The sequence below is a fragment of the Butyrivibrio sp. MB2005 genome, from assembly GCF_000424285.1.
Lineage (GTDB): Bacteria > Bacillota > Clostridia > Lachnospirales > Lachnospiraceae > Butyrivibrio.
This window is the reverse complement of the sequence record NZ_KE384157.1, coordinates 143,801-156,783: the sequence shown is the minus strand read 5'-3', so window position 1 is coordinate 156,783 and position 12,983 is coordinate 143,801. Positions and strand designations below refer to the sequence as shown.

Here is a 12,983-nt window from a genome sequence, read left to right as displayed (position 1 = left end):
CCTTGATAGGAGGTGCTCAAGCAGAGGAAATGGTCAAAAGTTGGATTTTCTCTGCGCAGGAAGGGATATTCAAGCCTAGGTAGGGGGGACTCAAGCAGAGGAAAACGTCAAAAACAGAATTTTCTCTGCTCAGGAAGGGATATTCGATCCTTGGTAGGAGGTACTCAAGCAGAGAAAAACGTCAAAAACAGAATTTTCTCTGCTCAGGAAGGGATATTCAAGCCTTGATAGGAGGTACTCGAGCAGAGGAAATCGACGAAAACTAGATTTTCTCTGCGTGAAAATAGAAATCGGAGCCTAAAGAAAAAGAGCATTTTTGATACAGGAGTCAGGTGTGAGGTTGACTGTCATGTATGCCCTGAATGTGGATATATAGAATTGTATGCTCATGATCTTCAAAAACTCAAAGACCTAAGATAAATAACGTTTATAAATGATGAGCCGCTACGTTTGCTTCAGAATAGAAGCCGGTGTAGCGGCTTTCCTTTTTATATTGGCACGAATTGAAGCTCAATTTAAATTTAATAATCTATATAGATTTGCGAAATAAATAGACCGAACTGACATGTTAAAATTATAGACGCAATATTGTTTCTTGTAATTGTTTTAACGACAAGGGAGAGATTTATGGAAGTGTCTTATCAAGCCAATTTAAAGGATACATTCCTCTCTCCACTTTTTGTTATGTACAAAAATTAGGGTGTTTTTAATCGGATTCTGAGGGTGCTGTAAATCCTCCCAAAACTCTAGAATTATTAGTATCAGATGATAACTGATGTCTGGTCAGTTTAGGGGAGGGGTTATAGTGTCTAAGGAAAAAGTTACGAAAATCGTATACTATCCATATAGGATAATTTCTGTTTTTCTTCTGATAATCCTGTTTTTTCCGGGGCTCAATGTAGCCAGGATAAGCGGACTTATCAATCGAAGCACATCGCTTCTTACAGCAGGTTTTTCTTACGGAAATCTCATAGCGAATTTTGGAAGAGCCTTTAAAAAGGGATGGGTCATGGAATCTACCATGCATCTTCTTAACATAGCAAGTCTCTTTATTTGTCTTGGAATAATGGCCTGTGCCATAGGTGCCTGTCTTTCTCTTGGAAATAAAAAATGCAGGTTCATGGGCAATCTTATAAGTACCGTTGGAGCTCTTGTTTCTGCCATTTCAATGTGGGGAATATGGTCGGCATATTTTCAGATTGCTGCTACCACAAAGCCCTCCAAGGTTGAGCCAATGTTTCAGAATTTCTACTACATAATGCTTGTGCTTCTGGTGGTAATGGTGGTCTTATCCGTACTTGAGCTTGTATTTGTCGGAAAGCCATCTAAGGATGAGAAGTTTGAAATGGAAACAAAGTTCAAGCTTTTCCTGATGTTCCTTCCCTTCATTATTTTGGCATTTGTATTTTGCTACCTGCCACTTTGGGGATGGAGATATGCCTTCTTTGATTACAAAGCAGGTGACACGCTTTCCATGGACAGCTTTGTGGGATTTAAATGGTTCGCTCAGCTGGTTCGAAATAAATCCACTACAAGAGACATCATAAATGTAATGAAGAACACCCTGGCAATGAGCGGCCTTGGAATTGCTACAAGCTGGATGCCTATGGCTTTTGCGATTTTCCTTTCGGAGATAAAAAACAGCAGATTCAGAAGGTTCGTTCAGACCTTTACAACAATACCGAATTTCATAAGCTGGGTTCTTGTTTTTGCTATTGCCTTCTGTATTTTTTCAACAGACGGATTTATCAGTTCTTTGATGATCAATCTTGGAATCTGGACTGAGGGTAAGAACTTCCTTATGAGCGGCTCCCATACATGGCTTAAGATGCTTTGCTGGGGATTGTGGAAGGGTCTTGGATGGAGCGCAATCATCTATATCGCGGGAATTTCAGGTATCGACCAGCAGCTCTATGAAGCGGCTACCGTTGACGGTGCAGGAAGATTCCAGAAGATGTGGCACGTAACAGTACCGGGACTTATGCCTACCTTTTATGTACTTCTGCTTATGGCGGTTGCAGGCATTTTGTCAAACGGTATGGATCAGTATTTGGTATTTGAGAATTCATCCAATACTTCACAGATCATGGTGCTTGATCTTTACGTTTATAAAATGGGTATCGTCAAAGGCGCAATTCCGCTGTCTACCGTGGTGGGAATGCTTAAGTCGGTAATAAGTGTGACGCTTTTGTATGTAGCCAATACGATCAGTAAGGTTCTCCGCGGAGAGACCATTGTATAAGAGGGGAGAAAAATGAGCGTATCTGAAATAGCAAAAAGAGAAGCGAAAGCTGAGAGGGAGTACATGAAAAAGCACAAAAGTGCTATCAGGCAAAAGCCCTCTGACATAGTTTTTAATGTGATAAACTACTTTGTTTTCGCAGTCTTTACCCTGGTATGTATATTCCCGTTCTATTACCTTTTCATAAACACCATAAGTGACAATGAACTGGTGCGGAAGGGCCTTATAAATTTCGTTCCAAGAGGAATACATTTTGAAAACTACATCCGTCTTTTGCAGGTTAATGACCTGTTTGGATCCTTTGGAGTAACACTTGCAAGAACTGTTTTGGGAACACTTCTAATGGTGCTTGCATCAGCCTTTGTGGGATATCTGGTTACTCAGCAGGACATGTGGGGGAGAAGTTTTTGGTATAGATTTCTGGTAATCACCATGTACTTTAATGCAGGAATTATTCCCTGGTATCTGAACATGGCTATGCTTGGTCTTACCAACAAATTCTGGGCATACATCATTCCGGGTATCGTTGCTCCTTACAACATTATCCTGGTGAAAACCTACATAGAGTCTGCAATTCCCGGAGAGCTTCAGGAAAGTGCAGCTCTTGACGGGGCATCTCATTTGAAGATTTTCTGGACCATAATTTTGCCGCTGTCAAAACCAATTCTGGCAACCATAGCAATTTTCGGTGCGGTAGGTCATTGGAACTCATTCCAGGATTCGCTGATCCTGATGCAGTCAGCGCCGCAGCTCTATACATTGCAGCACAGACTGTACATCTACCTTAATACCACAAGTAACCTGGCAGCACTTATGAGCGCGGGAAGCACCTCGGGAATCAGTAAAAGTGTGCTGGATTCAGCACTTAACGGCAAAGTAATCAAATACACAATAGCAATGGTAACAATCATTCCGATCCTGTTAGTATATCCTTTCATGCAACGCTACTTCGAGAAGGGCATAATGATCGGGGCTGTGAAAGGCTGAGCTGTATTTCATGCCCTGTCGAACCAATAATACATACATATTGTGTTCTGCTGACGCTTTCGCTCGATTAAAAACGTAGTGGTTCTAAAGTGGTAAAGAACACCACTTAAGAACCAACGTTTTTACACGCAGCTTCACACAACATATATGTATTCTGGTTCTGCCAGGACATTGAAATACATTCACTACTTTAAGTGATGATTTTGCTTCGAAGCGTTTGAAGTAAAAACATATAACAAAAACAAGTAAAGGGAGGTTAGTGAAATGAAATCAAAGAAAGTTTTAGCACTACTGATGGCATCGACTATGACTATGTCAATGGCAGCCTGTGGTACCAGCAATCCGGCAGGAACTGTGACAACAGATACTGCGGACGCTGACGACGCAGAAGAGGTGGTTGAAGAAACCGCAGAAGAAACTGAAGCTGCAACTGAGGAAGCAGAAACTGAAGAAGCAGCTACAGATGAGGCTGAAAGCAGCGAGGATGCAGGTGATGCAGGTGATGCAGCTGATGCTTCAGGGGATTTAGAGGCAGACTTAACTGACATCATTCCTAAGGAGACAGTTACACTGGATGTTTATGATCAGCTGGCAAACTACTCAGGTGAGCAGACAGGCTGGTTTGGCAAGATCATGCTTGATAAATTCAATGTTAAGCTGAACATCATTCCTGAAAACGACGGTGTCTATGACACACGTATGGAGTCCGGTAACCTGGGTGATCTTGTTATCTGGGGACAGGACGGAGATGACTACCAGCAGGCAGTTGATAAGGGAATGCTTTTTGACTGGGAAGAGGATGATCTTCTCACAGAGTACGGCCCTTACATCAAAGATAACATGCAGGCAGCTCTTGAGAAAAATAAGGGAATTTCTTCAGACGGTAAGCTTTACGGCTTTGGTTTTGATGTAACACGTTCAGCAGAGGATCCGGGCTCATTCATGTATACATGGGATCTTCGTTATGACCTTTATGAAGAGATCGGCTCTCCTGAGCTCACTGATTTTGACAGCGTTGTAGACTGCCTTGCAAAGATGAAAGAGGTTTGCCCTACAGATGATAACGGCAATCCTACATACGGTGTATCTCTTTTCAATGACTGGGACGGCGACATGGTTATGTTCGTTAAGTCAACAGCAACAGCTTATTACGGATATGATGAGTTCGGACTTGGACTTTATGATCCAGGCACCCAGACCTTCCATCCCGTACTTGAGGAGAACGGACCTTATCTGACAGCTCTTAAGTTCTATAACAAGCTCTATCAGATGGGACTTCTTGATCCTGATTCACAGACACAGGGATTTAACGGAATGCAGGAAGACTACCAGAACGGTACAGCATTCCTTAACGTATTTAACTTCATGGGATCAGCTCTTTACAACACACCTGATCACCTTGAGAGTGGAAAAGCTATGTTCCCTGTAAAGCCTTCAAAGGCTACACCTATCCGCTATGGTCTTAATGTTTACGGTGGTAACAGAATCTGGTCAATCGGTGCAAACACAGAGTATCCTGAGCTTTGCATGGCTATCATTAACTGGCTCTCAACTCCCGAGGGACGCATGATCTCTGAGTATGGTCCTAAGGACGTATGCTGGTACTATGATGAAAACGGAAAGACCTGCTTCACAGATATCGGACTTGCATGCAAGACAGATATTTCCACAGAGATGGGTAACGGCTATGACGGAACTTATGATGACGGTTCCTTCAAGATGAATAACTCAACATGGTCACTTGATGCTCCTAACCCTGACAGTAACGGCGAGACCTTCAACTACAGAAACTGGGAAAGCTTCTCAACAGAGGCAGGCTCTGAGATTGAGCAGAAGTGGAGAGATTTCGCAGGCGCTGATACACCTGATGAGTACCTTGATAAGTATGATTATGTTCTTTCGCCCGGAACAATGTACACCGGCGGCGTTCATTCAGATGAGCTCCAGGTTGTTTGGGATCAGGTATCAACCTGCGTAAAGGACAACACATGGAAGGCTATTTATGCTTCATCTGATGAGGAATTCGATTCTATCGTAGCAGATATGATTCAGCAGGCAGAGGAATATGGCTATGCTGAGTGCGTCGAGTTCCAAGAGAACGAGGCAAAGCTTCGCGCAGCAGCAGAAGATGCTGCTATGGCAGAATAATAACCCTCTTTAAGGCGGAGGCTGCGGTCTAAATGGCCGTAGCCTTTTCCTACTTTTTAGAAAGAAGCCTATTCATATTTTTCAGTATATCTAATGTTAATATGCTAGAATTGTTTGTAGATCATTTGGAAACGAAATGGAGGAAATCCGCGTGGAAACAGTACTTATAGCGGATGATGAGGAAAACATAAGAGAGGGTATTAAGCTCATTATTGACTGGGAAGAGTTGGGATTTACTGTTGTGGGAGATGCCTCAAACGGCGAAGAGGCGCTGATGGCCATAACGAAATTGCAGCCTTCTTTGGTTGTGATGGATATGCAGATGCCCAAGGTCCATGGAATGGACGTTATAAAAATGGCAAGAGAGCAGGGCTTTAAGGGATATTTTATTATCCTTTCCGGCTACTCTGATTTTTCCTATGCAAGGGAAGCCATAAAAAACAAGGTGACAAACTACATCACAAAGCCTGTGGATGAAGATGAATTATATGTCACAGTAAAAAGAATAAAAGAGGAAATTGATAAGAATACAAAAGAGGATCTTAAGTCCGGCAAAATGCAGAGTAAAGCCAAGGGTGTCGTGGCAAGAGAACTTCTTCTTGGAACTTATTTTGACAATATAGATTCAAAGGTCAGCGAAGAACAAAAGGAAGAACTGTCAGAGCTTGGCCTTTTACAGAATGCCTATCAGGTGGTTATTTACGAAACCTATCACAACAAGCTTGGCAAGGGCGAAGTGGATAAAAAGGACTACAGCTTTACGGATATGCTGGGTACCTTCCTTGAAAGCGGAAGCTACGAGGTGATTCCTGCTGAAGGATATAACTGTATTCTGTTAAAGGGTAAGGCCCAGATCGCGAGGTTTGAGGATTTCATTTCTCACTATGAAAAGCAGCCCATAGAATCCGGCAGTCCCCTGGATATGCTTTTTATTGCCATGGGAAAAATTGCATATTCTCCGGAAGAGATATATGCGTCCTTTGAAACTGCCAAGGCTCTTGCGAAAAGGCGATTTTTCTGCGAGGAAGGAGCTCATTTTACACACGAATACAGCGATGTTATTCCTGAAGGCAAAAGTGAAAAAGAGGATGTAAGAGAGAATCTGAAAAAATATTTGGATCAGATTTTCGATGCTGTGATAAACGGAAACAGATCAAGACTTATCAATGTCCTCGAGGAGATTTCCGACTACATAAAAGAGCAGGATATAGACAGCTCCGATGTGTGCCTTTATGTGACTGAGCTTTTGCTTCAGATAAAGGACAGGCTCACCAAGCAGTATCCCAAGCTCTCTGACATTTTTGACTCCCATGCAGGGATTATTGAGTTCATAGAGAGCAGATTTTATCTGTATGAGATTATGCAGTACGTAAACGAGATTTTGGGAAAGGTCATGGACAGACTTCATGATCATGTGGGATCTGAAAACATCATAGATGATATTATTTCCTATACCGACAGGAATTACATGCAGCCGCTTACTTTGGAGGAGCTGGCAGCAGAGTTTGGATATAACAGCGGATACCTTGGAAGACTTTTTACAAGGACCACCGGCACAGGCTACAACTACTATCTCAACGAGTGCAGAATAAAAAAGGCTAAAGAATTTTTATCCGGCGGTAAATACAAGGTCTACGAAGTTGCTCAGATGGTGGGCTACAGCGATGTGGATTATTTTGGCAAGAAATTCAGGAAACATGCCGGTATGACTCCTGCGGAATTCAGAAAACAGAGCATAAACGAAATCGAATAAATCCGGTCATAAAAATCCCTCAATAAATAAATTCTTATGCTATAATATTTAGGAATATGTTTATTTTGGGGTTTTCTACGTGAAAAGTGTAATTGATCGTCTTTTAAAGGGACAATTTGAATATAACGAGAGAGTGCTGAGCTTCTCGATACCTCGTCTTGAACTTAATATCAAGCCCGGGGAGGTGGTTGAAGGAAGCTTTACGCTATACGGACCTGCTGACAGAATGGTGCAGGGGATAGTGGGCTCTCTTGAAATGCGCATGGAGATCATCACTGCGCAGTTTTCAGGGGCTGAGTTTGAAGTGGCTTACCGTTTTGACGGTACAGGTCTGTGCCCCGGTGATGTCATTAAGGGCGATATCAATGTCATCTCCAATCAGGGAGAATATCAGCTTCCCTTCGTGGTTAATGTAGAAATAAGCCACGTTATGTCCAGTATGGGTGCCATCAGGAACATGTTCCATTTTGTGAACCTGGCTAAGACCAACTGGGATGAAGCTAAAAAGCTTTTCTATTCCAAAGAATTTATAGAAGTGTTTGCTGAAAATGATACTGAGTATGAGAACCTCTACAGAGGTCTTTCTGCTATACCCATGTCTGAAGCGAACATGGAGGAGTTTCTTGTTTCTATCGGCAAGAAACAGCCTATTTCATATATTCCCGACAGAGCACAGATTGAAATCGATAATCCCGCAGGCGTTACCGAGCATACAGTTATGATCGCAAGGAACGGATGGGGATTTACTGACCTCAAAGTCATCTTTGACGGTGAGTTTATTTCTGCTGACAGAACAGAGCTGACAGATCACGATTTCCTTGGAAATAACTGCTACTACAAGTTTTATATCGACGCTGCGGCTCTTCATGACGGCAATAATTTTGGCGCCATTATTTTAAGGACTGCCTACAATGAGGTGAAGATTCCTGTAACGGTCAGAGTCAATCTTGGAAAGTGGCATCTTTCTACCATGATGATGGATAAAAAGAAGCTGACTGTCAGCCTTGTAAAGCTCTATGAGGATTTTAGAAGTAAAAAGATCGGTTCCAGGGAGTGGCTTACAGAGAGTGGCAAGCTTGTAAATAAGATGAACACTCTTGATCCCAAGGATCCGGCATTCAGACTTTACACAGCCCAGTATCTGATCACAGCATCAAGAGAGTCCGAAGGCAAATGGATTCTGGATTCCATAGGCCCCATGCTTGAGGATCAGGATACAGGGGATGATACCTTATATTGCTATTATCTGTATCTTACAACCCTCATAAGCAGGGAAGAGGATGTTATAAATGAGGTGTCCCGCAGGATAGAGGGCATCTTTTCAAGAAATTCAGGGAACTGGCGTATAGCATGGCTCCTTCTCTACATATCAGAGAATTATTCATCCAGCCCCACCAGCAGATGGCTTATGCTGGAGGAACAGTTTGAGCACGGCTGCAGAAGCCCCATTATCTATTTAGAGGCCCTTGGAGTAATTGCTGAGACTCCCACCATGCTTTCCAAGATGGGAGATTTTGAAATTCATGTTCTTGAATATGGTGTGAAAAAGGGATTCCTTCAGCCCACCATCATTGAGCAGATAGTTTACCTTGGACAGCGTGAGAGAAGCTACAACGACAGAATGTGTAAGCTTCTTATGGCATGCTATGACTTAAAGGGAGATAAAGAATCCCTTGAAGCTGTGTGCTCACTTTTGATAAAGGGAAACAGAACAGATAAGGAAGCCTTCATCTGGTACGCTAGAGGCGTTGATGCCGAGCTTCATATCACAAGACTTTTCGAGTATTACATGGCAGCCATTTACGTGGATGAGGATGGACTTTTGCCCTGCGAGATTTCACGAATGGTGCTTATGTTTTTCTCATACCAGAGCGACCTTGAATATGAGAAAAATGCCATATTGTACCGCTATGTCCATGAGCACAGGGAAGAGTATCCCGATCTTTTTGATACCTACAGGATTCAGATCGAGAAGTTCCTTCTTGAGCAGATAGACAGAGGCAGGGTAAACAGAGATTTAGGCTATCTTTATAAGCACATGATCACAGACAGAATGGTTGATGCCAGCAACTGTGAAAAGGTCATGCGCATAATTTACAGTAATGAGATAAAGACCAAGGATCCCAGAATGAAGAAGGTGATCGTGGTCTATGATAAGCTTGAAGAGGAACTCTCATATCCCCTTGTTAACGGCGCAGCTTTTCTGCCTCTCTATGGCAGTGACTATGCTGTTTTCTTGGAGGACGGTGAAGATCACAGATATGCGGAGGGCATTCCTTTTAATAATGAAAAGCTTATGCTTGCGGGACATATCAGTCAGTATGTTCAGCCTTTTATTCAGAAGGGTAAGGAGAGCCTTGAGCTATTCCTCTGCGAGCTTGAAAAGAGCACCTATACCATCACCATGGAGAATGTGGGCAGATATAAAGAGCTTGCGGACTCCGGACAGGTTAGGAAAAAGTGCAGGACTCTTATTAGAGAGTGTCTTATCAGATTCTATTATGATAACGACTTTGAGAGGCAGCTTTCAGAGTATCTGGATGAGGTTAATCTCACCGAGCTTACAACCGCAGAGCGCGGTGCCATGTTTGAACTGATGGTTATGTCCGGTAATTATGACAAGGCATATCAGCTTTGCAAGAGATTTGGCATGTACAAGCTGGATCCCAGAATTGTCATGCGTATGTGTGGCAGACTCATGGACAAGGAGGGCTTTGAGGACAGTGAAGAGAATTCACTGATAGCTTTTTATGCCTTTAAGAATTCCAAGTATGATGAGCAGCTTTTGTCATATCTTGTAAGGAATTATAACGGAACTCTCAGAGAGATGAGAGACCTTTGGAAGGCAGCAGCTTCCTTTAGCATTGATTCTTATGACCTTGCAGGCAGGATGCTGACCCAGATGCTTTATACAGGTGCCCATATCGGAGATAAGACCTCTATTTTCAGAGGTTACGTTATGAGATCCGGCGGCGGGGATGACCTTGAGAGAGCATTCCTTGCACAGGAAGCCAACGATTATTTTGTTCACAGCATGGTTACGGACAACTATATTTTTGAGCGCATAGGCGTCCTTGCTGATCAGGGATGTGAACTTAACGATGTCTGCAAGATGGCATATCTTAAGAGATTTACTGAGCCTCACAGAGAGAATCTTAAGGAAAACAGTACAATCATCAAGAGATTTCTTTCTGACCTTCTTGAGAAGAAGATATATTTTGCGTTCTTTACGCACTATACCAATGAGCTTCCCAAGATGCAGATGTTCTGTGATAAGACCTTCATCGAATATCGAACAACAAGAGGTACCAAGTGCATAGTTCACTATGTGGGCGGCGCTGAGGATGATGACGAGTACCACACAGTAGAGATGCAGGAGGTTTATCCCGGCATCTATGAGGCAGCGTTTGTACTCTTTTTCGGAGAACAGCTTCAGTACTATATCACTGAGGAGGGCAATGGCGGCCGAAGTGAGAAGCTTACGGAGTCAGGAATGCTCACCAAGAGTGATATAGTTCAGGAAGTTATTGCCGGCAGATATTCCATCATAAATGACATTATGATAGGTAAGACTCTGCAGGACTATGAGACAGTTAACAGACTGCTTTCCGAGTATTACAAAAAGAGATTTTTGACTAATAAATTATTCAGGATGAAATAAGGATTTTGAGAGTTATGTCGTTACTGAGGGGGGTAAAAAATACAAGAAGATACGTGCTTGGATACGATCTGGGAGAGGATGTCTCGCAGATCAGTTTCCTTGCGTCGGACTCCGATCTTCCGGAGACCTTGTCCACGCTGGCAGGAGCCGAGCTTTACAATATACCTACGGTTTTGTGCAAGAGACGCGAAGTAAACCAGTGGTTCTATGGGAAAGAAGCCCTCTCCAGAATAGAGCATGAGGACGGAATAAGAGTTGATAATCTGATTCAGAAGGCAAGAGATGGTAAGAGAATAGAAGTAAATGGAACAGGTTATGATCCGGTATCCCTTCTTACACTTTTTGTAAAAAGAACCCTTTCTCTTTTGTCTATGGAAATGTCCATGACCATGGTTGATGCTATTGTTTTCACTACATCCACCATGGATGCCAGAATGATAGAGGTTTTATCAGAGGTAACGGGAGCTTTGTCACTGCCTGTTAAAAATATCTTTTATCAGAGCTATGAGGACAGTCTTTACAACTACATGCTTTATCAGCCCGATGACCTTCTGACTCATTCGGTTATTGCATATTACTACAATTTCGGCAGCCTTACTGTCTATGATATGAAGCTTAATCATAAGACCCAGCCTATCGTTGTCACCATCGATAAGGATAATTATGATGAGTTTGCTCTTTCAAGACCGGGATTTTCAGAGGATCCTGCTGAGCGTATTGAGGAGAAAAAGCATCTGGATGATAAGCTCTTAGAACTTTCTCAAAGACTTATGGAAGGCAGAATTGTAAGCTCGGTATTCCTTTTGGGAGATGGCTACAAGGATCAGTGGACGCAGAAGTCCCTTGAGTTTTTGTGCCGTGGTAAAAGAGTATTCCAGGGCAATAATCTTTTCAGTAAGGGTGCCAGCATAGCTGCCAGGGAGAAGGTTGGACAGAGCGATAGATTTTCAAAATACGTGCTTCTTGATGCAGATAAGCTTAAGGCCAATGTGGGACTTATGGTGAGAAAGCAGGGCAAGGAAGCATATCATGCCCTTCTTGATGCCGGTGAAAACTGGTATGACGTAAGCGGAAGCCTTGACCTTATTCTTGAGCAGGAGCCTTATATAGAGATCATGATTACGCCTCTTACCGGAGGAGAAAAGAGAATCCAGCGAATAGAGCTTACGGATATTCCATTAAGGCCCGCAAGAACCTCCAGGATCAGGATGAAGGTAAGTATGACATCAGCAGAGAGAATAGTTATTCATATAGAGGATATGGGCTTTGGCGAGCTTTATGAGAGCTCAGGTCTTAGCTGGACAGAGGAGGTGAAGGTATGAACGCACCACTTCTGTGCACGGGCAGATATGCAATAAGGCCCTTCTACTTAGAGAAAATAGGCAGAAGGATTTATTCCATAGAGGAGCTTTGCTACTGCATCGTTCAGAATGCATATATGATCGATACGGATTCCTTTGATATGGATCTGATCGATTGGATTGAAATGGAGCTTGGACTAAAAAAGCTCGCTGACGAGCTTAGAAAAATGGTGGTTCACAAGTGCTCCGCAGCTTCTTTTTTCGGAATGATAATCGACTATGTGGGTTACACCACCAAGGAAGACTATGACAAAACCATAGAGGTACTTCGTGGCAATGCTGACATGGATATATATGAAAAGCGCATGGCCAGAGCGGAATTCCTTATGAAGCAGGGACATGTGAGTCAGGCCTTTGATGAGTATGAGACCATACTCAAAAATACGCCTGACATGGATGTTAATGTCAAAGCCAAAATAGAACACAATGAAGGTGTTCTGTATGCTCATCTTTTTATGTACGACAGAGCTGGGGAGCTCTTTTTGAAGGCATACGAGGATGGCGGAGATGAAGAGTCTTACATGTGCTATCTTGCCAGCAAGCGCATGACCATGAGCGAGAGAGAATACATCACCTTTGTCGGGGAGAACAAGGATGCAAGAAATTTATCTCTAAGGCTTGAGCAGCGCATGGATGAGGCCAATGATCTTTACGATTCAAGCAGTGCCAATATTAAGCTCAGAAGTCTTGAACTGTACAGGACAGGAGCTAAGATGACTGAGTATTACGAAGAAGTAGAACGCCTGACGCAGGATATGAAGGCAGAGTATCGCGATCTGGTGAAGTAATTTATATCCCGTTTTTTTTGCAGCGGGGAAGTTAACTTTTGGG

General features: G+C 42.9%; 7 protein-coding genes. All 7 read left to right on the top strand.

Annotated features, from left to right (window positions below; genetic code table 11):
- Window positions 1-805 precede the first annotated feature (805 nt).
- Window positions 806-2,242, top strand: a complete 1,437-nt coding sequence (locus G610_RS22815; protein ID WP_242829668.1) for an ABC transporter permease subunit — start codon at window positions 806-808, stop codon at window positions 2,240-2,242.
- 12 nt (window positions 2,243-2,254) lie between these two features.
- The gene (locus G610_RS0115740; RefSeq protein WP_026525531.1) at window positions 2,255-3,229 is read left to right on the top strand and encodes a carbohydrate ABC transporter permease; all 975 of its coding nucleotides are present in this window, start codon (window positions 2,255-2,257) and stop codon (window positions 3,227-3,229) included.
- Window positions 3,230-3,493: 264 nt separating this feature from the next.
- Entirely contained in the window at window positions 3,494-5,377 is a 1,884-nt protein-coding gene (locus G610_RS0115735; RefSeq protein ID WP_026525530.1) for an ABC transporter substrate-binding protein, read from the top strand.
- Between the two features lie 151 nt (window positions 5,378-5,528).
- Complete coding sequence (locus tag G610_RS0115730; protein WP_051198056.1) at window positions 5,529-7,130, top strand: response regulator transcription factor; 1,602 nt, start codon at window positions 5,529-5,531, stop codon at window positions 7,128-7,130.
- Window positions 7,131-7,209: 79 nt separating this feature from the next.
- On the top strand, window positions 7,210-10,791 hold the full coding sequence (locus G610_RS0115725; protein WP_026525528.1) for a DUF5717 family protein: 3,582 nt from the start codon (window positions 7,210-7,212) through the stop codon (window positions 10,789-10,791).
- 14 nt (window positions 10,792-10,805) lie between these two features.
- Window positions 10,806-12,113, top strand: coding sequence for a DUF5716 family protein (locus G610_RS0115720; RefSeq protein ID WP_155831050.1), 1,308 nt, complete (start codon window positions 10,806-10,808; stop codon window positions 12,111-12,113).
- Window positions 12,110-12,940, top strand: coding sequence for a hypothetical protein (locus G610_RS0115715; protein ID WP_026525526.1), 831 nt, complete (start codon window positions 12,110-12,112; stop codon window positions 12,938-12,940). The genes G610_RS0115720 and G610_RS0115715 overlap by 4 nt, the downstream gene beginning before the upstream one ends.
- The last annotated feature ends 43 nt before the right edge of the window (window positions 12,941-12,983 follow it).

Bases quoted from the DNA above. Each gene is read 5' to 3' on its own strand.
- G610_RS0115715 (WP_026525526.1), top strand. From the start codon at position 12,110: ATGAACGCACCACTTCTGTGCACGGGCAGATATGCAATAAGGCCCTTC.
- G610_RS0115740 (WP_026525531.1), top strand. From the start codon at position 2,255: ATGAGCGTATCTGAAATAGCAAAAAGAGAAGCGAAAGCTGAGAGGGAG.
- G610_RS0115720 (WP_155831050.1), top strand. From the start codon at position 10,806: ATGTCGTTACTGAGGGGGGTAAAAAATACAAGAAGATACGTGCTTGGA.
- G610_RS0115735 (WP_026525530.1), top strand. From the start codon at position 3,494: ATGAAATCAAAGAAAGTTTTAGCACTACTGATGGCATCGACTATGACT.